Origin of the sequence: Pseudomonas sp. TNT3, from assembly GCF_010095445.2 — a bacterium.
Lineage (GTDB): Bacteria > Pseudomonadota > Gammaproteobacteria > Pseudomonadales > Pseudomonadaceae > Aquipseudomonas.
In genome coordinates, this window is record NZ_WFGV02000012.1 from 17,353 (window position 1) to 38,446 (window position 21,094).

The 21,094-nt window shown below is 59.7% G+C and carries 20 protein-coding genes; 9 read left to right on the forward strand and 11 right to left on the reverse strand.

All coding sequences use genetic code 11. The features are described from left to right. Positions 1–339 precede the first annotated feature (339 nt). The 8 genes from GBC55_RS09895 (at position 340) to GBC55_RS09930 (ending at position 8,793) form a co-directional block, all read left to right on the forward strand. The gene (locus tag GBC55_RS09895) at positions 340–1,245 is read left to right on the forward strand and encodes a LysR substrate-binding domain-containing protein (RefSeq protein ID WP_162437355.1); all 906 of its coding nucleotides are present in this window, start codon (positions 340–342) and stop codon (positions 1,243–1,245) included. Positions 1,246–1,554: 309 nt separating this feature from the next. Next, positions 1,555–2,646 (forward strand): ABC transporter ATP-binding protein, encoded by a 1,092-nt coding sequence (locus tag GBC55_RS09900; protein ID WP_162437354.1) that lies wholly within the window; start codon positions 1,555–1,557, stop codon positions 2,644–2,646. 92 nt (positions 2,647–2,738) lie between these two features. Next, positions 2,739–3,851, forward strand: a complete 1,113-nt coding sequence (locus GBC55_RS09905; RefSeq protein ID WP_162437353.1) for an ABC transporter substrate-binding protein — start codon at positions 2,739–2,741, stop codon at positions 3,849–3,851. Positions 3,852–3,861: 10 nt separating this feature from the next. Then, positions 3,862–4,734 carry an ABC transporter permease gene (locus GBC55_RS09910; RefSeq protein WP_162437352.1) on the forward strand — a complete coding sequence of 291 codons (873 nt, stop codon included), beginning with the start codon at positions 3,862–3,864 and terminating at the stop codon, positions 4,732–4,734. 7 nt (positions 4,735–4,741) lie between these two features. After that, on the forward strand, positions 4,742–5,569 hold the full coding sequence (locus GBC55_RS09915; RefSeq protein WP_162437351.1) for an ABC transporter permease: 828 nt from the start codon (positions 4,742–4,744) through the stop codon (positions 5,567–5,569). Between the two features lie 79 nt (positions 5,570–5,648). Beyond that, positions 5,649–6,149 (forward strand): hypothetical protein, encoded by a 501-nt coding sequence (locus GBC55_RS09920; RefSeq protein WP_162437350.1) that lies wholly within the window; start codon positions 5,649–5,651, stop codon positions 6,147–6,149. 135 nt (positions 6,150–6,284) lie between these two features. Then, entirely contained in the window at positions 6,285–6,989 is a 705-nt protein-coding gene (locus tag GBC55_RS09925) for a hypothetical protein (RefSeq protein WP_162437349.1), read from the forward strand. Between the two features lie 382 nt (positions 6,990–7,371). Beyond that, positions 7,372–8,793: a PLP-dependent aminotransferase family protein gene (locus tag GBC55_RS09930; RefSeq protein WP_162437348.1), complete on the forward strand. Its 1,422-nt coding sequence runs from the start codon at positions 7,372–7,374 to the stop codon at positions 8,791–8,793. Positions 8,794–8,981: 188 nt separating this feature from the next. Here the strand turns inward: GBC55_RS09930 and GBC55_RS09935 are convergent, their stop codons facing one another. The 10 genes from GBC55_RS09935 to GBC55_RS09980 form a co-directional block, all read right to left on the reverse strand. After that, positions 8,982–9,791, reverse strand: coding sequence for an N-acyl homoserine lactonase family protein (locus GBC55_RS09935; RefSeq protein WP_162437347.1), 810 nt, complete (start codon positions 9,789–9,791; stop codon positions 8,982–8,984). 14 nt (positions 9,792–9,805) lie between these two features. After that, complete coding sequence (locus GBC55_RS09940) at positions 9,806–10,765, reverse strand: diiron oxygenase (RefSeq protein ID WP_162437346.1); 960 nt, start codon at positions 10,763–10,765, stop codon at positions 9,806–9,808. Positions 10,766–10,832: 67 nt separating this feature from the next. Next, on the reverse strand, positions 10,833–11,591 hold the full coding sequence (locus GBC55_RS09945) for a TauD/TfdA family dioxygenase (protein ID WP_162437345.1): 759 nt from the start codon (positions 11,589–11,591) through the stop codon (positions 10,833–10,835). 21 nt (positions 11,592–11,612) lie between these two features. Beyond that, positions 11,613–12,485 carry a branched-chain amino acid aminotransferase gene (locus GBC55_RS09950; RefSeq protein WP_162437344.1) on the reverse strand — a complete coding sequence of 291 codons (873 nt, stop codon included), beginning with the start codon at positions 12,483–12,485 and terminating at the stop codon, positions 11,613–11,615. A 24-nt stretch (positions 12,486–12,509) separates the two neighbouring features. Then, positions 12,510–13,850: a lysine 2,3-aminomutase gene (locus tag GBC55_RS09955; RefSeq protein ID WP_162437343.1), complete on the reverse strand. Its 1,341-nt coding sequence runs from the start codon at positions 13,848–13,850 to the stop codon at positions 12,510–12,512. Positions 13,851–13,880: 30 nt separating this feature from the next. After that, positions 13,881–14,525: a glutathione transferase gene (yfcF, locus tag GBC55_RS09960; RefSeq protein ID WP_162437342.1), complete on the reverse strand. Its 645-nt coding sequence runs from the start codon at positions 14,523–14,525 to the stop codon at positions 13,881–13,883. 173 nt (positions 14,526–14,698) lie between these two features. Further along, entirely contained in the window at positions 14,699–15,184 is a 486-nt protein-coding gene (locus tag GBC55_RS09965; RefSeq protein WP_162437341.1) for a cupin domain-containing protein, read from the reverse strand. Positions 15,185–15,267: 83 nt separating this feature from the next. Further along, complete coding sequence (locus tag GBC55_RS09970) at positions 15,268–15,762, reverse strand: RidA family protein (RefSeq protein ID WP_162437340.1); 495 nt, start codon at positions 15,760–15,762, stop codon at positions 15,268–15,270. Between the two features lie 37 nt (positions 15,763–15,799). Continuing rightward, entirely contained in the window at positions 15,800–17,080 is a 1,281-nt protein-coding gene (locus GBC55_RS09975) for a biotin carboxylase (protein WP_162437339.1), read from the reverse strand. A gap of 42 nt (positions 17,081–17,122) precedes the next feature. Continuing rightward, entirely contained in the window at positions 17,123–18,223 is a 1,101-nt protein-coding gene (locus GBC55_RS09980; protein WP_162437338.1) for a hypothetical protein, read from the reverse strand. A gap of 149 nt (positions 18,224–18,372) precedes the next feature. On the opposite strand from GBC55_RS09980, the gene GBC55_RS09985 reads away from it, so the two are divergent. Next, positions 18,373–19,782 carry a PLP-dependent aminotransferase family protein gene (locus GBC55_RS09985; RefSeq protein WP_162437337.1) on the forward strand — a complete coding sequence of 470 codons (1,410 nt, stop codon included), beginning with the start codon at positions 18,373–18,375 and terminating at the stop codon, positions 19,780–19,782. Position 19,783: 1 nt separating this feature from the next. Here the strand turns inward: GBC55_RS09985 and GBC55_RS09990 are convergent, their stop codons facing one another. Next, entirely contained in the window at positions 19,784–20,932 is a 1,149-nt protein-coding gene (locus GBC55_RS09990; RefSeq protein WP_162437336.1) for a hypothetical protein, read from the reverse strand. Positions 20,933–21,094 lie beyond the last annotated feature (162 nt).

Sequence of the window (21,094 nt, forward strand, 5' to 3'; positions counted from 1 at the left end):
AAGGGCCAGCGCGGCCCGATGACGAATGGGGCTAGTATTGTTGAACCAACCGATACAACAATCGATTTTTTTTGGCCTGACTGTTCAATTTCCGTCACCATAAGTACAGTCACTGGCGGAATGCGACCTCAGGCAAACACAACCCCCGTGGCGAGGGAGCTTGCTCCCGCTCGGCTGCGCAGCAGTCGCATAATGGGCTGTCCGAGGCGTGCCTGGCTCAACGCGGTGACTTTTTTGGGGCCGCTGCGCGCCCCAGCGGGAGTGAACTCCCTCGCCACAGGGGACCGTGCTCAAATCATGAATGTCGGCCTGTTTCTTCAACTTTCAGCAGGATGATTTATGCGTTTTCCATCGATGACAGCCCTTCGCGCCCTGGATGCGGTCGCCCGTCTCGGCAGCGTGTCGGTCGCCGCTCGCGAACTGAACCTGACGCGCAGCGCCATCAGTCACCAGATCAGCAAGCTTGAGGAATGTGTCGGCTTCGCCCTCACCGAGCGGATTGGCCGGGGGATTGGCCTCACCTATCAGGGCGAACGCTATGCGCGTGAAGTCCACGGGATTTTGTTGAACCTGCTGGACGCTGGTCAGCTCGTCGACGACCAGGAGATTTCCGGGCGGTTGTGCGTCAGTTGCGCACCAGGTTTCGCCACTTATTGGCTGTGCCACCACATCGGCGCGTTCCTGCGGCAATACCCGCAAGTGCAATTGCAGTTGATCTCTCCCAGGACGCCGGACGACATCAGTAACCCGAATGCCGACCTGTTCATCGCCTATGGCATCGGTGACTGGCCGGAAATGGTCGTGGAAGAAATCGTCGCCCTGCGCTTCTTCCCCGTGTGCAGCCCGCGCTTGATCAATGCGTTGAGCGGCCTGAAAAACCCGCAGGAACTCAGCGGCTACCCACTGCTGCACATGACGGACTATTCGGACTGGCGCGTCTGGCTGACCGCCGCTGGCGCTTCCGGGGTGAACGCGGTCAGCGGGATCCTGTTCTCCGATGCGCATTGCGCGCAGTCGGCGTGCATTGCCGGTCAGGGCATCGCTATCGGCGACAACCTGATCAGTGGCGATGCCCTGTCCAAAGGCCTGTTGGTGCGCCCCTTCGACATCACCATCGACTTGCACCGGGGCTACTACCTCGCCGCCGACCCGCAAAAAGCCGAGCGCGCGGTGGTCCAGGCGTTCAGCAATTGGGTCAAGACGCAGTTGCAGTCGTCCCATCAAACCTGGCAAGACACTTTGTAACGCTGATCCCTGTAGCAGCTGGCGAAGCCTGCGTTCGGCTGCGAAGCAGTCGTAAATCCTGAGCGCGCGGTCCGACAGAAGGAATGCATCGCCAGAATTCACGACTGCTGCGCAGCCGGACGCAGGCTTCGCCAGCTGCTACAGGTGATGGTTAACCGCGCCAGAGAAATGAGTAAAAAAACTAACCAATACCTGCAAAATAATTCCATTGATGTAGCGATATTTTTAACAATAATGAGCCCAAAGCCCTGGCCGGATTGACATCCGTCCTCGCACGCCCTGGGGCAAATAAAAAGAGGAACTCTCATCGTGTCCAGCCGTTCAACGGTTCAGCTCAGTGCACAAGGCATCAGCCAGTATTACGGTCGTTTTGCGGCGCTGGATAACGTCGATCTGGACGTACGCCAAGGCGAATTCCTGACCCTGTTGGGCCCGTCCGGTTCGGGCAAGACCACGTTGCTGATGATCCTGGCCGGCTTTCTCAGCCCGACGTCGGGCAAGCTGATGGAGCAAGGCGTGGACATCATCAAGCGCCCTGCCGAGAAGCGAAACTACGGCATGGTGTTCCAGGGCTACGCACTGTTCCCGCACATGAGCGTCGCCGATAACGTGGCCTATCCGCTGCGCATCCGCAAAGTCGCCGCCGAGGAACGCCAGCGTCGGGTCAAGCACATTCTGGAAGTGGTTGGCCTGGGCGCGCACATGCACAAGAAGCCGTCGGAGCTGTCCGGCGGTCAGCAACAGCGCGTGGCGATTGCCCGGGCACTGGTGTTCGAGCCGGAACTGCTGTTGCTCGATGAGCCGCTGTCGGCCCTCGACAAAAACCTGCGCGAACAATTGCAGACCGAGCTGCAGCGCATCCATCGCCAGGTCGGCACCAGCTTCGTGTTCGTGACCCACGACCAAGGCGAAGCCCTGGCGCTCTCGTCGCGCATCGCGATTTTCAACCACGGCAAATTGACCCAGGTCGACACGCCGGAAAATATCTACAACCGGCCCGAGAGCCGGTTCGTCGCCGAATTCCTCGGCAAGATGAATCTCTTTCCCCTGGCGGACTTGACCCGCAATGGCCCGACCGCCACCGGTCGCTGCGGCAACAGCGTGCTGCACGCCCTCGCCCCCAGCCCGTTGAGCGCTCAACCGACCGTGTTGGCGGTGCGCCCCGAACACATGGAATTGCACAGCGACTGCCCGACCCGGGACGGTTACAACGTCATGCCCGCGCAACTCACCGACAAGGTTTACCAGGGCTCCAGCACCCACCTGGCCCTCAAGGTCGGCAACGATGCCTTGCCCGTCAACCTGTCCGTCCCCGGCAATCATCCGGGCGCGCTGATGCCCAGTGGTGCGCCGGTGTGGCTGAGTTGGCCGGTGCAGCAAAGCTTTCTGCTACAGGCCTGAAGCCGGTAACACATGCGTCAAAAAGCTCTCTCTCTCCTAACGACAACAAAAAGGCCACTGTCCGAAGGACACCCGCCGACTGAGGACTTGCAATGAGCCAGGATCATCAACGCGACTGTATTGAAGTGCTTATCGAAAAGGCCCGTGGCGGGCAGATCAACCGTCGTACTTTCATGCAGGCCATGGGGTTGCTGGCCGCCGTGCCGCTGGCGCTGCGCAGTGGCATCAGCTGGTCGGCCGACAAGCCGTTGGTGGTGGTCAACTGGGGCGGTGACGCACTGAACGCCTTCCGTTCGGCATGGACCGACACCTTCACCAAAAACACCGGCATCCAGGTGCGCATCGACGGCGCGGGTCCGACCGAAGGGGCGATTCGCTCACAGCTGGCCAGCGGTCAGCCGAGCTGGGACGTGGTCGACGTCGAGAGTTACAGCGCTATCGTCCTGGGAAAGGAAAAGATCCTGCAACCGCTGGATTACAACGTGATCAAGCGCGACCTGGTGGCCCCGGCGCTCTCCTCCGATCACGGTATCGCCAGCTACCAGTTCAGCTACGTGATGGCCTGGGACAGTGAAAAATTTGGCGATAACGGTCCCAAGACCTGGGCCGATTTCTGGGACGTGAAGAAATTCCCCGGCAAGCGCACCTTGTACAAATGGATGAACGGGATGCTGGAGGCGGCGTTGCTGGCCGACGGTGTGCCGGCTGATCAGTTGTACCCACTGGACGTCGCCCGCGCGATGGCCAAGATCGATGAAATCAAGCCCCACGTGCTGTCCTTCTGGAGTTCGGGTGCCGAAAGCCAGCAACTGATGGTGGATGGCGAAGTGTCGGTGGGTGCGATCTGGCATACCCGCGCCAAGCTGCTCGCCGAAGACACCGACAACCGCGTGCGCTGGAGCTTTGACAACGGCTTCATCAACTCCAGCAGTTGGGCGGTGTTGCAGGGCAACCCGGCGGGTACGCAACCGGCCATGCAATTCATCCAGCAGGCGCTGCAACCCGAAGGTCAGCTCAAGTTGTTCGAATTGCTGGGCAACGGTCCGTCGAACAGCGCTACCGAGAAATTGATGTCGGCCGAGCAACTGCAAGCCAACTGCGCGTCGGCCGAGAACCTGAAAAAGCAGATCGCCCTGAACGCCCAGTGGTACGCCGACAACTACTCGAAAACCTTGGAAACGTACCTGACACGGCTGTCCAAGTGAGCCATCGACCATGACGACGACCCTGACCTCAACCTTGACTGCCCCCAAGCCCCGATTCAGTTCACCGGGCCTGGAACGCGGTTTACTGCTGTTTCCGCTGCCGGTGTTGCTGCTGGTGTTCTACGTGCTGCCGTTTCTGGGTGTGGTGGGCTGGAGTTTCTCCTTGCCGACACCGGGCATCGAGCAATACGAGCGCATCGCCACGGACCCGGCGATCCACGACATGCTGTGGCGCACCCTGCGCCTGTGCATGACGGTGAGTTGCCTGGCGTTGCTGATCGGCTATCTGCTGGCCTACTGCTGGGTGTTCAGCCCGCCGTTCTGGCAGCGTGTAGTGGAGATCTGCATCTTCATTCCGTTCTGGATTTCCGTGCTGGTGCGCGCCTTCGGCTGGCTGATCGCGCTACGCAGCAACGGTGTGCTCAACAATGGCCTGATGGGCATGGGGCTGATCGACCAACCGTTACAGCTGAGTCGCAATGAAATCGGCGTGGTCATCGGCATGCTCCACGTGATGATCCCGTATGCGGTGTTCCCGCTGCTGTCGAGCATGCGCCAGCTGGATCAACGCATCCTCATGGCTTCCCGCGGCCTGGGTGCCGGCCCGCTGCGCACCTTCTGGCAAGTGCTGTTGCCACAGACCCTGCCGGGCATGCTGGGCGCGTTCATCATGGTCTTTGTGTTCTGCCTGGGCTTCTTCATCACGCCCGTGCTGTTGGGCGGCGGGCAAACGGTGATGATTGCCGAATACGTGTTCCTGCAAATGTTCCAGACCAGCAACTGGGGCCTGGGGGCTGCGCTTAGCGTGGTGCTGCTGGCGCTGGTCAGTGCGCTGATCTGGGTGCTGCTGAAAATCACCCGCGTGAATCGACTGGTCGGCTGAGGTCATTATGAATACCCATCGCACAAGCCTGAGTACGCGGCTGCTGGCCGTGATCGCCATGGCTTTCATGCTGTTCCCGTTGCTGACGGTCATCCCGGTGTCCTTCACCAGCAAGCGCTTCCTGTCGATGCCGGAAGGCAACTGGTCGCTGCGGCATTACGAAGCACTGGTCAGCAACCCCGACTGGTTCCACGCCATCAGCCAGAGCCTGACCATCGCCTTCGCCACCAGTGTGATCGCCACATTGCTAGCGGCCAGCTTCAGCCTCGGCATCTGGTACCTGCGCTCAAAATGGGCCACGGCGCTGATCGGCCTGGTGCTGTTGCCCATGGCCATTCCCCCGGTGATTTCGGCACTGGTGCTGTACTTCATGGAAACCAAGCTCGGGCGCTTCGCCCCGGGAATGGGCTACGACACCCTGACGGGCGTGGTGATCGCCCACGTCATCATGGTGGTGCCTTACGGCGTCGTCACCATGATGGTGGCGCTCAGCCAGATTGACCGACGTATCGAACTGGCCTCGCGCAACCTCGGCGCCAGCCTGATGCAAACCACGTTCATGGTGATCCTGCCGAACCTGAAACTGGGCATCGCGTCCACTGCGCTGCTGGCCTTTGCCTTGTCGTGGGAAGAAGTCGCGGTGACGCTGTTCATCACCAGCGTCAACGTGGACACGCTGCCGAAACGGATCTGGAGCGGTCTGCGCGATAACGTTGATCCAAGCGTGGCCGCCATCTCCGTGCTGCTGATCTCGCTGACCTTGCTGGTGCTCATCGGACGCCTGGTGCTGCAACATCTAGCCGACAAGCGCGCGCAGAAATTGCTGCATCCGTGAAGGTGTCGGGGAAATAGTCGGTCGTTTCGTCGAAGCACGACTATTATCCCCGCACATTTTTCGACATGGACGCGTCACGATGTTCAACGCCCTGCAAAACACCCCGCTGTGGGTTTACGCGACCTTTGCCCTGCTGTGCTTTTTTGGCATCAAGGCCCTCTCACCGACGCGCGAAAGCAAAACCTCCTTGTTGATCACCCCGCCGATTTTGCTCGGCTGGTCCTTTTATTCGCTGAACCTTTCGCTGCATCCCGCATTAGCGACAGGTTTCTGGCTGATCGCCGTGCTGGTAGGCAGCGCCGCCGCCCTGCTGATTTTTTCAAGCAAAAACGTCGCGCTGGATGACACGGGAACCGGATTGATCCTGCCAGGCACGATCAAGACGCTGGTGCTCTACCTGCTGTTCTTTGCGGTTAACTACTATTTTGGCTACGAGGCCGAGGTTCACCCGGCGTACTCGGCGACACTCCCCATCGTGTTGCTCAAGGCTTGTGCGTCAGGCGTGGCCAGCGGTTTGTTCTGCGGGCGGTCGATCAGGTTCTATCAGGTGTTCCACTCCCTCAAGACTGCGCCGTTGTAGGAGGGTCGGGCCAATCTTTCGTCCGCCCGCCTGTTCAACCGTGACAACTGCGTCGCTGTCCAATAGATTAGGCGGCCTGAAAAGGCCCTGTGCTTTCTCGCCTCATCCCAAGTTAAAAGAAGTAGTGAAATTTCAATGTCCGATTCCAACACCGCTGAATCCGTAGTCACCTTGTCGTCCAAAGCGGAATACGAAAACTCCATCAATCTTTCACAGCATGTGCCCCAGGCCAAGACCATCGCCGAGATGGTCCTGGATTCGTTCCAGTCCACCCGTGAAAGCGACCAGATCCGCGAGCTGCGCGCCGCGATTCGTCAGGCTCATGACAGCTTCGACGACGACAAGGCCTACGAGCTGATGGGCGAACTCAAGCAACTCAAGGATGCCGAAGCGGCCGACATCGCGGCCCTCGAAGACCTGAGCAGCAAGTTCCCGATCAGCCGCATCCTGTCCAGCTTCAAGGACGATCCCGCGTTCCAGGAAATCGTCTACGGCCTGGCGCTTAAAGTGCTGAACCAGACCCATCAGGCCATCAGCAACCCGAGCAGCGGCAAGAGCAAGACAGCGCGGGCAAAGAAAGACGTCGAAATCTTTACCATCAGCAAGGACGGCGTTAGCGTCACCCTGCCGATGCGCACACCGCGTTCGCGAATGAATGTCGATCGCGAAGCCCTGGAATTCCTGGGACTGACCTTCGTCGGTGAAGGTGATGAAGCCGAGCTGGAAAGCGAGACCTTCCTGGACAATGCCGGGACTGAGCACGCCAGCAACCGCAAGAACATCATCACTGCGCTGCAGCAACAGACAGCGTTCGATGGCTACAGCATCGCTGCGCAGTAACTCGGACACACTGTATTTTGTGGCGAGGGAGCTCGCTCCCGCCGGGCTGCGAAGCGGCCCCAAAAAATCTGAACATCTTCAACTATTTTGTGAGTGCTACGCACTCAAGCGCGAGCAAGCTCACTCGCCACAGGACCTGACTAGCCACAGGTGTCTGACTAACCAGTAATTTCTGACAAACGTTAACTTCAGTACCCCTTCAGCCCCGCCCTCGTGCGGGGCTTTTTATTGCCTGCGATTCCGGCAAGACCGCGATTCCTGTTCCAGTATCGACAGCAGGACCAACACTTCCCATAACCCTTGAGCGCCACAGGTCCGCCTGCGGGGAGCGTCATCTCACTTTCCAGCCCAAGACCTCAGTGGTGCGATTGCTGAGGTCGTCATGAACACAACGCCCCTTTACCGTCAGTTAGCCCACCACTACCTCGACGCGATCCGTAGCGGCACCTTGAAAACGGGAGAACGCTTTCCCTCCATTCGACTGATGATGGAAAAACACGCCGTCAGCCTGTCGACCGCCGTGCAGGTGTGCCGCGAGCTTGAGGACTACGGGGTGCTTGAAGCGCGTCCGCGCTCCGGCAACTACATCCGTCAACCGGACAACGTGCCCAAGCCCGTGCCTCCTGCACCGCTGGACACCGGGGTGTATGTGGGCATTCACGAGCAGGTGTCGTCGGTGCTCAAGGCTGGCCAGCGGGCGAACATCAAGGTCAACTTCGCCAGCGCCTACTGCGCACCGGAACTCTATCCCCTGAAGATTCTGCAGGACCACATGATCAAGGCGCTGCGCCAGGATCAGCAATTGCTCGGCAAACCCGGTTCGACCTGCGGCAACCTTGCGCTGCGCAATACCCTGGCCCGGCGCGCGCTGACTGCCAAGACCAACGTGAGCGCCGAGAAAATCGTGATCACCCACGGTGCGACCGAGGCGATCAACCTCGCCTTGCGCGCCGTCACCCAACCCGGCGACACCGTGGCCGTTGAATCGCCGACCTTCTATGGTTTGCTGCAGATTCTCGAAAGCCTGAGCCTGCGCGTGCTGGAAGTTCCGGCGACCGCGCACTCGGGGATCAACCTGTTTGCGCTGGAAAAACTGCTACTGGGTCCCGAACCAATTCGTGCGCTGATCGTCATTCCCAATCTGCAAAATCCGTTGGGCAGCATCATGCCCGACGCCAACAAAGCACGCCTGGTGCAACTGTGCGCCGAGTACCGCACGGTGCTGATCGAAGACGACACCTATGGCGACCTGGTGGACACCGATCAGCCCTTGTCCACGCTCAAACACTGGGACCGCACTGACAACCTGATCTATTGCGCATCGCTGAACAAAACCCTCGCTCCGGGCATGCGACTGGGCTGGATCAGTGCAGGTCGATGGCACGAGCGCGTGGAAATGCTCAAGCACACCCAGTCCAGAGGCTGCGAAACGTTGTCGCAACTGGCGGTCAGTGCGTTCATGAAAACGCCGTCCTATGAACGTTACCTGCGCCGGCTCAGGAAAACCCTGACGCAGCAACGCCAGCAGATGAGTGCGGCCATCCTGCGCTATTTCCCCTCGGGCACCTGCGTGAGCAACCCGCGAGGCGGCACCTTGTTATGGGTGGAGCTGCCGCCCCGGTATTCGTCGATGATGCTTTTCCAGGAGGCGTTGAAGGTAGGTATCCAGATTTCACCGGGGGACATCTTTTCCAACGCCCAGCGTTTCGATCATTTCGTTCGCATCGGTTGCGGCGCGCCGTATTCGCCCCGGATAGATGAGGCGCTGGCGACCCTCGGCCAGATCCTCAAAAACCAATGCTAACCCTGTAGCAGCTGCCGAGCCCGCCCTTGTGGCGAGGGGATTCATCCCCGTTCGTCGACGCAGTCGTCGCAAAACCTGCGCACTCGGTATGACTGATTCATCCAGGTCGCCTGATTTGGGGTCGCTTCGCAACCCAACGGGGATGAATCCCCTCACCACAAGGGCGGGCTCGGCAGCTGCTACAGGGTTCACTGGGTATTCAGGGGTGGGTTGTGCAGGCAGATGATGTGCGGGTCGTCGTTCCAATGGGGGAAGCGTTCGGCGATCAGCGGGTCGTGGCCGGGGATAACGTGGTCTTCACTGTCCGCCAGGCTGTCGATCAGGCTGAAGGCTTCCAGCGTCTGGGCCAGGTCATCGAGGATCGGAAACGGACTGCGTTGGCGAATGTTCGCCCACAGATGCGCAGCGTCCGAAGCCAGCACGATCCACCCGCGCGCGGTGTTCACTCGCACCACCTGGCTGCCCGGCGTATGCCCGCCGACCGGGTGCAGGGTCACGCCCGCCACCACCTCGACACTGCCCGAGTGCAAGCGCATCCGCCCTTCGAACAACGGCGGCAGGGCCGACATCACGTCGTCCACTTCGTAGGTTTTGTTCACCGTGCGATGGGTCATTTTCGGTCCGGTGCAGAAACGCAATTCCGCTTCCTGCAGGTGCACCGTGGCCTTGGGGAACAACCCGATATTGCCGGCGTGATCCCAGTGCAGATGCGTCAGGATCAAGGTGTCGACCTGCGCCGGATCGATGTCCAGTTGTCGCAGCGAATCTTCAGGCAAGCGGTACATCTGCCGGTTGCGCCGATCCGCCGTGGCCGGTTGAAAACAGGTGTCGACCACGATGATCTGCCGGGCGTTTCGAATGACCCAGAAGTAATAGTCCAGGGGCATCGACGCATTCGGGTCACCACAGCAGCCGTCGTACAGAAAATTTTCTCGAGCGGTGCGCTGGTCATTGGCGCCCACACGAATGGCGAACACTTCGTACTCAGGAACGGACATGCACACCTCCCGATTCAGGCCACAGCGGCCGCGTTGAGGGTCGGACGGAAGTCGAAATCGATCTCCTCGGTAATGCCCAGGTCCTGCGCAAGACGCAGCAGACCGCTGTAGTCGCGCATGATCGTGGCGTTCTTGTTGCTCTCGCGAGTGTCGGCGATGATCTGACTGGCGGCCTCGACCCCGAGCTGCGTCAGAATCGCCTCCCACATCGAGTAGTCCTGGGCGACAAAGGCACTCAGCGCTACCGACAACGTACGTGCGAAAAATAACCGCTGCGGTGGCTGCATATTCGTGTACATGACCTTGGCCACTTCGGCGAGCACCTTGCTGTGGGCATATTCATCGCGGTTATGCAGTTCGGCCACGCGACGGTTTTGCGGCTGGATACTGTGATCGTCCGCCAGCAGATCCAGGTAGGCGTTGACGCTGATTTCGGCCACGACCGCAAAGGTGATGGCCGCCAGATCCCGCTGCCACTGCTCGGGCAATTCTTCACGCAATGCGACTAGACGCAGGTAGGTCACTGACGGCGGCAAGTCCAGGTCATGGTCCAGCGCCCTGTCCAGCCGGGTGCGCTCGATGGCACGCAGGTGCATCAGCGTGTGGTAATGCTCGTCGATCAATGTCTGCTGCATCGCCTCGCGAAAATGCCAGTCGTCCTTGCCCAGATACTGATTGGCGATGACGCTAAGCGCCGGGTTCACCACATGTTCTTCAGCGGTGACCGTGCGCAGGTTGTAGCCGATCCAGCCCCAGGTCACGACGTTGCTCTTGAGCTCCTCGCTCAGGGCCTGGAATGCCGGGTGGTGGAAAAACGGCACCATGGACTCCGGATAATCCGGACGCGCCGGATCGAACGGCTCGCTGACCAGCGTCTTGTCCGGCGCACACACCGTGGCCCGTTTGGTCCACGCCTGATTGAGCCGCACGATCAGTTGATGATCGACCTTGGCGATCTCGATGGCTGTTTGCATAACGCGATACCTGTAGGACGCGCACCCTGTTGGGGGTACGCCGATGGAGTGATGGGCGACGGAAAAATCAGGCCAGCCAATAGCGGGTCAGGTTGCGCGCCGGGTCAGTGTAACGACTGCGGGCGTGGATCATTCGCCAGTTGTCCCAAATCAGCAGGCAACCGTCGGGAATCAACACCGGCGTGTTGTGCTCCACGAAATAGGCTTCACCCAGTACGGCAAACCTGGCCAACGGTGTCGTGCTGTTTGTGACCAGTGATTGCTGCAGATGCTCCTTGGAGGGATTCACATCGCCGTAGTGAAACTGGTTGTAGCTGAAGCGGAAAATGTCCCCTTCTTCTGTCGGCGTCAGGATGTATTCCTTGACCCGGCGTTGTGCCGGTTCACCGGGTTTGGCGGTGGCAACGAACTCCACCGGCGTGTCATCGATCCACTCACGCAGCTCGGGGTCCGTGTGTTCGAGAAATGCCAGAAACTCGATGCCGTCCACCAGACCGGTATGCCCACCGCCACACGTTGCCTGTTGATGACAATGCAACGCCAGGTAACGTGGCGGTGGTCCGTACACCGGCGCTTCGGTGTGCGGGCCAATGCCGTTCATGCTCTGGGAATACGGCAGGTCTTCGTAACCGGGTTTGCGGGTGATCGCAAACGCCGTCTGCCCGTTGAATTGCGGAATGATCGGACCGAATTCCTGCAAGGTGCCAACAACATCATCGGCGAACTCGTCCGGGGCCAGCACGGTCCAGCCGCGGGCTGACAATTCCTCGTGGCGGTGCCCCAACGAAACGTAAGGTTTAGACGCAACAATCCCTTGATCTGACATGGTGAGATTCCCGGCTGTTTATCAGGTGTTGACGGTTGAGGTGTATGCGGCAATCAATTCGCTGCACGCGCGGCCCGGTCGGTACCGATGCTCATCGATGCTTTGCACCGGTGTGATTTCGGCCGCCGTACCCGTGAGAAAACATTCATCGAAGTCGCCAAGCTCCGTAGGAAGAATGACCCGCTCGAGCACCTGGTAATCCAGCGCCCTGGCCAGTTCGATCACGGTCTGGCGAGTGATGCCATTGAGGAAGCAATCCGCCAACGGCGTGTGCAGGGTCCGGTCTTTGACGAAGAACACATTGGCGCTGGTGGCTTCGGCCACGTGACCACGCCAGTCGAGCATCAGCGCGTCGTGGTAGCCACTGTTTTCCGCGTCGTGTTTGCTCAGCGTCGCGATCTGATAATGCCCCGATGCCTTGGCTTCAAAAGGGCTACAGTCAGGTGGCGGTCGGCGCCACTCGGCGGTCTTCAAACGGATGCCCGCCATGCGCGCCGCCGGGTCGAAATAGCTCGGCCACTGCCAACAGGCGATCGCCACATGAACGCTGTTGAAGCGCGCCGAGGTGGAAATCATTTCGCTGCCGCGCCAGGCCACGGGTCGCAGATATCCGTCGACGATCCCGTTGCGGCGCAGCAATTCATGACTGGCCGCTTCCAGCGCTGCAAGCTCATACGGAATCACGAAATCCATCAGCGCCGCCGAGCGGTACAACCGTTCGCTGTGTTCGCGCAGTTTGAAAATCCTGCCGTTGTAGACACGCTCGCCCTCGTACACGGTGCTCGCATAATGCAGACCGTGGGAGAGCACATGCAGACGCGCCTGGGACCATTCGACAAACTCGCCGTCGAGCCAGATAAATCCTTCTCGCTGATCAAACCCACCACTGCTCATAACCCTGTCTCCTTGAGAATCGCCCTACGCCGTTTCCAGCAGGACCTGTATCAATTCCGGCGCTGCCACGGGCTCGGTCTGAAAGAAAAACAAGCGCTCGCCAAACGCGGGGCGCAAGTCATCGAACCAGGTCACATGGGGATCGAACCGCGCATAAAAGACGCGCAATACCCATTGCGGATCGCGGGCCTGCAGAAACTGCAGGACGAAAACTTTTTCCCCGGCGACGGTCTCGATGCCGTTGATCAGAACCTTGCCGTAGAAGGTACTCATGGACGGCCCGCGGACCGTGCGCGCCAGCCCGGAGACCGTGCGATACGCCGCCTGAAAAATCTCGAACGCCCGAGCCAATGGCATGGCGAAGTAATGACTGGGGCCGGTATCACGCTCGACGAACAGGTAATAAGGCACCGCCCCCAGCCGCACGCCTTCAGTCCAGAGCTCGGCCCAATCGGCGGGGTTCTCGTTGATGTGGCGAATCACCGGTGCCTGCATGCGCAAGGTGGCACCGGTGGAGCGAATACGCTCGATGGCCTGGCGGGCGATGTCCTGGCGGATCTCGACCGGGTGGTTGTAGTGCCCCATCACCGACAGGTTTTTCCCCGCCGCGACAATGCGTTTGAACAGTTCCAGCAGTTCCGGCGCGTCCTTGTCGCTGACAAAGCGCTGCGGCCAGTACGCCACCGACTTGGTACCGATGCGGATACTCTTCAGGTGCGGCAGATGCAGCAGCGGCTCGATGTAGCCGGCCAGCGAGCGGGTGTTCATGATCATTGGATCACCGCCAGTGATCAGCACATCGGTGACCTCGGTGTGCACCCGCAAATAGCTCACCAGTTCCTGGGACTCACGGGCGTTGAACTTCAGCTCTTCTTCGCCGATGAACTGCGCCCAGCGGAAACAGAAGGTGCAATAGGCGTGACACGTCTGACCGGCGCCGGGAAAAAACAGTACGGTCTCGCGGTACTTGTGCTGAATGCCCGGTAGGACTTTTCCGTCCAGCGTCACGCCGTTGTGCGTCAACTGCCCGGCCGGGTGCGGGTTCATGCGCAACCAGATCGCTTCGATTCGACGCTTGATGGCGACGCTGTCATCCAGTTCGATGAGGTGCTTGAGCGAGGCGTACTCGTCCGGCAGCAGCATGTCCTTGTGGGGAAAGGTCATGCGGAAAATCGGATCGTCCGGGATGTTGTCCCAATCGATCAGCGTCCCCAGTACGTATTCGTTAGTGCGAAACGGCATGACCCGCGCGACTACGTTCATGGCTTCTTGCAGCGCTGGCGTGAGCCTGTGCCAGTACGCCGTGTCGCGAATGGTGCGTGAGTTATAGGGTTTGTATCTTGGCGATTCCGACATTCCCTGCATGGCAGCGCTCCCGATGTCTTCCTGGCGGTGTTAGTGGACTGAGGGCGCCGTGCGCTCAATGTCCATCCATGCCCGAACGCTGTCGCGGTCCCACTGGCGCCGGACATAGGCGGCGAGTCTCGCGGGAACGTGATCGCCATTGGCGAGCAGACGGTTGAGCATGATTGCCAGGTCGGTATCAGCGATGCTCCAGTCACCAAACAGATGATCGGCGCCGCCCTTGAGCAACCGGTCAGCCACAAAGAACAGCCGGTCGACGGCCGCCAACGCGTCGTCGCTCAAGGGCGTGTCTTTTTTGCCGAAGTAAATGAGATCGGCCGGACGCTCCTTGCGAATGACCAACAGATCGCTGCGCAGCCAGGCTTGAAGCTGGCGGGCCCGCGCGCGTTGCCGGGTATCCTGGGGGAACAGCTTTCGCGGCTGCGGGGCGATCTCGTCGAGGTATTCGGCGATGGCTGAAGACTCCGACAGGGCGAAACCTTGGTGAACCATCGTGGGTATTTTGCAGGTTAACGACAGATCACGATAACCCGGTTGATAGTTCTCCCGGGCTTTAAGATCGAGTGTCACGAGTTCAAATGAAAGTTGCTTTTCTTTTAACGCCACAAACGTGGACATCGCAAAAGCGCTGACAAAATCCGCACCGACATACAACTTTATTTTTGCACTTTCCATAGAGCACTTCCCCTGCTTAACGAAACTAAATCCGTTGCCATGGAAGTGATCCTAGTTAGTTGATCTGATGCTGAACAGATACAGAAATTATCTGATTCTATCGATACAGAAAGTTCGCAGGCACAAAAAAAGGGAGTTCGGCAAATGCTGACTCCCTTCAGTGAAACGGTGCTTCAGGATCGGCTGGTGATCAGCCCGTGACTGTCCGCAAAATTCGACAATAGCGCCATCTGCGGCATGTTGCTCAGGTTCAGCATCGCCAACGCTTCATCGGTACTCGTGTTGATGAAGCCGTGCCGGGTCCAGGCCGGCACCAGCAACACATCACCTGCGCTGACGTCCACTTCGTCGGCATCGCCCAACGTCAGCGCGCCGCGGCCGGATTGAATGATGAACAGGTGCCACCAGGAATGAGCGTGACCGTTAAGCACAGCGCCGGGTTTTAGCCATTGCATGGCCATCGCCACGCCGGGCATCACCTCGCATCCGTTGAGGCTGTTGTCGTGGGCCAGCGCCACGATGTCGACCTCGCTGGCCTCCAGGGTCTGACGCATGTCTGTCAGCTCGGCTTCCCTCCATACCCGCGGGCCGACCGATTGATGGTGCAAACTTTCACGAAAATCCTTATATGAAAAAAACGCGCCTTTAACGTTATTCATCACCACGTTCCAACTTAGGCTGCCCACTGAGTAACAGCACCTTAGGTTACCCACTCCACCCTGTAAAGCCGAGCAACTAACACTTATAAAGACGTTGGTCTCAGCGCAGCGATCAAATCAACTTCTACCGCCGCATTTTTCGGTAGTTGATAAACGCCGACGGTCGTACGGGTATGTTTTCCCGCATCCCCCAATACGTGAGTGAAGACATCCGACGCACCGTTTGCAACTTCACTGAGGTCGACAAAATCTGCTGTGGACTTCACATAAACGGTGACGCGAACCAGCGACTTGATCTTGTCCAGCGAACCGATGGCGTCCACGATCAATGCCAGCGCGCGCATGGCGCTGATGCTGGCAGCGGCCTGAGCATCACTGAGGCTGAGTTCCAGCCCGACACGGCCGGGGTACTGGATCGCGCCGTTCATGCGAGGCACCAGACCGCTGATGTACAGCTCGTCGTGATGACGAATCAGCGGGGCGTAATGGCCGCCGGCGGTGTTCTCGCCATAGATGTCATAGCCAAGCTCCTTGGCCAGGTCGATGAAACGCTCATCACAGGTCTTGTGCTCAATCATTACCAAACCCTCTAAATCAATAAGACAACAACGTGAATCAGCCGACGGCCCTGACTGGCGACGCCAGGCAGTTGACCCCGACTCGGGACTCGATGGCTTCGGCCAGGCGCAGCAAGTCATTGCTGAGTTGGTCGTAGTGCTCGCTGAACAACACGATGTGGCCAATGAACGCGGTGTTGTCCTTCACCTGGGCCATGACCGTGTCGCCGACACGCTTTTCGTAGGCGGCCTCGACCAACTCGATGTTCAGTTCCCGGGCCAGGGATTCGATGTCCGGCAGGTCTCGCAAAAGGCCAGCGGCGGGCGCTCTGAGGAGGCGAATGCCGCAATAGCCGCGTGCAACCGGGTCCTGCTGAGCGGTCTTGCCCTCCACCGCCCACCTGACCCAGTGTTCCCATGGGTTGAAGTCGACAAAGGCCAGACGTGCCAGGTCCCAGATGTGCATGCCGCCGGGTCGCATGTTGGTTTCCACCGCCGAAGTCAGCCCGTCGCTGCGCAGGAAAATCTCGTTGTGATAAGCGCCGTTATCCGGTGAAACCAACCCGGACATGTGCCGACCGGCAGCGCCCAGTCGCGCCTGTACACCCTGCGTCAAAGGCGCGGGCACCACTTGCTGGATTTCTGCGCGAAAGGCGCCTTCGGTAGTGGTTTTTTCGGTCACCCAGGTGCTGCCGGCGACGTAATCCCAGCTGTATTCGCGAGCGTCACGGACCAGTTCTTCAAGGACGATGCCACCTTCCCGGTATGGCTTGAGCGCCTGCCATGCCTCGTCGCATTCGGACGGATGATGAATGACCCGGCAACCCCGGCTCGCGCCTTCACAGGCCGGTTTGATGAAGGCTTTGCCCCCCAGCTCGACGACCCGTTGACGCAGTTCGCCAAGGCTTTCGACCCGCGTGGAGAACACCGGACGGTAGTCGTCAGGCGCCGTCTCGCAAGCGGCTTCGAGCTTGCGGAATATCTGTTTGTCCAGGCCGGCCCGGGCCTCGCCCGGCGTGATGCCGGGCAGGCCGTAATAGGTTGCCAGCGCCGCACCGAGCAACACGCCTCGATCGGAAAACGGCAACACGCCAATCAGCTTCCAGCGGTCGACATCCAGGCACCCGGCCACCAGTTCCAGTGACTCGGCAACGTCCTGCGGCGCCAGCGAAGCGCTGCAGACGTGGTCCGCGACCTGGTCATCCTCGGGTGCAATTCGCTCAACCACCAGGATGAGCCGGGCGTTGTAGAGCGTCTTGCAGAGATCGCGCAACTTCTGGATATCCTGTACCCGATTGCCGTTGTAACCGACCACTACTACGCATGACGTCGTCTTCATGAAACCTCCGACCTGTGATGCAAAAAACGCTACCGCGATGACTCAGTCGTGCAGTGATGCGTTGGATTTACGGTTGAACCAGTACCAGGCGAGAATCCCGCCCGCACCAATGGCTGCCAGCACCAGGGCGTTATAGGGGGCGGGCACGACACGCATGATCAGCACCGTCAGCCCCGCGCCGACGCCCAGGGACACTTCCTTGACGAACATGTTGTTCTGCTTGACCGAGAAGTAATCGAGGTAGCTGAACGCGCACTCGGCGACCGACAGCAGGGCCACCCAGATCAGTGCACCGATCAGTGTTTCGACATGGAATGCGCCCGGAGACGAGAGCACGGCAAAACCGCCAATGATGATCCCGATCACCGCGACCACTTTGAAACGCCCGGTGCGTTCTATGAGTTTCATTACCGGCATCTGTGCGAACACCACCACGGCGCTGTTGAGGATCAGCATCAGGCCGTACCAGGCCGGCAGCTCACCGGTCTTCAGCAGGATGGCCTGGGGCAGGATCGAGAACACGCCGAACAACTTGATCCCCATGATCAGGCCGGCGATGACCCACGGCAGTTTGTTGCGCCAGCCACTGCCCGCCTGGCTGGCCGCGCGGGCAGTAGCGGGTTGCGTGGTGAAGGTCGCGCCCATGGCGATGGGCAGGCACAGCAGCACGAAAGCGGCAGCGCCGAGGAAAAACATCGTCGGGGTCAGTAGCGGTGACAGCAGGATCAGCCCGGCGACCAGGCTGCCCATGTTCATGGCGACCCGGTTGTAGGCGGCGCCCTCCTTGGTTTGCGCCGCTTCGCTCTTGATCAGGTAACCGGCGATGGCGATGCCGTAGGCGAACAGTGCCGCCGCAAACATCACCATGCCCTGGTTGCGGGTGACCGCCAGCAACACCAGTCCAAGGCCGGCGCACAGCAGCGTGACACTCAGGGAGCGACGTCCCAGCACCAGCAAAGTCAGGGGCAGAAGAAGCAACAAGGCTCGATAGCCGAGGGCGAGAATGCTGTTGGTGGCCGTGTCGAGCCAGACGTTGGCCTTGCCCAACACCGCAAACAGCGACACCGCCGTGATGATGCGTATCGTGAACAGGCGAATATTAATCACCGGTTTGGCCACGGCGGCCGTTGTTTGAACACTCATGCAGCACCTCTGATACCAAGCATTTGCGGGGCCATAAGGCACCCACCATCAAAAACGTCACTAAAGCGATAGTAGGGAGAGAGGGTTGTTTGCAGCAGAGCAAGTTCGTATAGAATCGAACGAACTTTACTGCCGGAGAGACCAGTAAAATGCAGGTTCAGCGAGCAGTGATCGCCGCCGTCGTGTTCCAGCCCGGAGTACCGCTGGTTCAGCAGATCGTCGATCAGTTGTCGGTAGCGATCAGCCAGGGCGGCTTGCCTCACGGGGCAAAGTTGCCACCGATTCGCGAACTCTCCGACTTGATGAGCGTGGGCAAGTCCACGGTGGTCGATGCCCTGGATCGCTTGCGCGCCAAGGGTCTGGTGGTGTCACGCCAGGGTTCCGGGCACTACGTGCACCGCACCAGCACCACGTTGAACACCGACACCGGCCCCGATCTGCAACCTCAGGACACCCTCAGCGTGGTCCGCCGCGCGTTGCTGCTGGACAACGGCGCCCTGCGCCCCGGCTGCGGTTTCCTGCCAACTTCATGGCTGCCAGCCGATGAACTGCTAAAAGCGGTGCGCGGCACCTTGCGCGCGACGAGTCTGCGCATGGGCGAGTACGGTGTAGCCGGCGGGTATTTGCCGCTGCGCCAGGCCCTGCGGGTCAAGCTGTCGACCTTCGGCATCGAAGTGCCGGTGGACCAGATCATCACCACCGCCAACACCATGCAGGCTATCGACCTGCTGATGCGCCTGCTGATCAAGCCGGGCGACACCGTGCTGCTGGATGATCCGTGCTACTTCAACATGCACGCCAACCTGGCGCTGCACGGGGCGAAGGTCATCACCATCGCTCGCGATTGCGATGGCATGGACCTGGAGGCCTTCGAGCAACTGCTGATCGCCCACAAACCCGTGCTCTACATGACCAACAGCACCCTGCATAACCCGACCGGGCATTCCTTTTCCCCCGCTCAGGTGTATCGGTTGCTGGAGCTGAGCCACCGGTACGGTTTCCATATTCTCGAAGACGACCTTTACTGCGACATTCAACAGCGCCGCACCCCGCGACTGGCCGCCAGCGGGCTGGACAACGTCACGTACATTTCCGGTTTCTCCAAGACCCTGACGGCGAACAGCCGCGTCAGCTACGCGGTGCTGTCACCGCAACTGGCGGCACGCCTGGTCGCCCTGAAAATGGCCTGTGGCGGGGTCACCTCGGAACTGGCGGAACACATCACCTGCACAATGCTCAGCGACGGCAGCTACACCAAACACACGCGCCGTACGGTGGACCGGCTGTATGAATCCAACAGCCGGGTGACGAGCTGGCTGGCCGAAGCCGGTTGCTCGCTGTCGTCGTTGCCGGGAGAGGGTTTGTTCATCTGGACGCGCTTGCCGGACGGCCTGCACGCCGAAACCCTCGCCCGCAGAGGCCTGGAAAACAACCTGGTCCTCGCCCCCGGCACCCTGCTCAGCAAGGGCTCGGAAGCCAGCCATTACATGCGCTTCAACGTGGCCCACAGCGATCACACTCAAGTGCGTGAGCGGTTTTTCAGGTTGCTGGATAGCTGACTCAAACCTTCGAAACATCCATCCTGTACCCCGCCCCGGGTGCCCCCTCATGCAACGCGGATTGAATATCCGCGTACAAGGCATTCGCCTCAGCCGTCGTGATCGATCGCGAACAATCTCGCAGCACCACCCGAAGCAGCACATTTTCCTGACCCGGCAACAGCCCGAGGCGTTCGATGGCCTGCACCGGCAAATCAGCGAATCCCCAACGGCCCTTGACCTGCATTTCCTCAATCCAATCAGCGCAGTCACCCGCGGCCAGCAACATTTTCTCGGTCAGCACCTCCTCGCTTAACCCCGGGGTAACTGCCAATGAAATATCGCGAGCAATCGACGGCAAACGCGAAACCGCACGCCATGGATTCAAATCATGCATCTGCGCCTGGACCCGTACATTCTGATCCCGCAGCAAACGGATATCCGGGATGCCTTTGCGCAGCATCGTCAGGCGATCCAGCCCCATCCCGAGCGCCAAGCCGCCATGGCGCAATGGATCGATCTGCAAACGCTCCAATAACGATTGCGCAATACGACCGCACTCCAGGACCTCGACGGGAGCGCCGTCATTCAACACATTCACTTCGATGCCACCTTCGGTGTAGTGATGCGGGCTATCGCTGTAGACCCATGGTCTGTCAGGCACGGCCGCTTGAAGAATATCGCCGACCAGGCGCAGCAAATGTTCGTGGGTCGACAGCTGCGGATCACCGAGTACCCAGATGTCCATCTGATGCGGCTCCGCGCAATGCCAGCGGTCACGACTGTCCCGGCGAAACGTGATACCGGGCGCTGCCAGCAATATCGTTTCCCCCGGCTGCCGATCACGAGCCGCACGCTGCAGCGCCGATGGAATCTGACTGGTGGTTTGCGTGCGGAGCAGAGAGTGCTCATCGACCCAGCGGGTGTGTTCACTGCCCAGCGTGATTTCGGTGGGATCGTAACCAAGCAGCCCGTAGTTTTCCTCGGCAGACACAACGCGCGGGCCTGTCTGTAGTTGAGCTTCGGGCCAGCCGCTTTCAGCCAGTCGCTGAAGGATTTCATTCAGCAATAACCGGACAGCGTGCTCGGGTGTGCTTTTTTCGGTGAGATCAACCAGTAACAGAGCCTGCTGGACAGCCGCATCGGTCAGGTATTTTTTTGATGCATTCACGCAACAGCCCTCTAACGCCAGTTGACTTAAGGGCTCTTGAAAACCACCCGACAAATCAATCTAACGACAGAAGCTGATCACTCACAACCATACGAACACCGCATTTCGGATTTTCAGAACACGCCTTCAGAGGCTTCCTACAATCTCACCGCGCATCCGCCG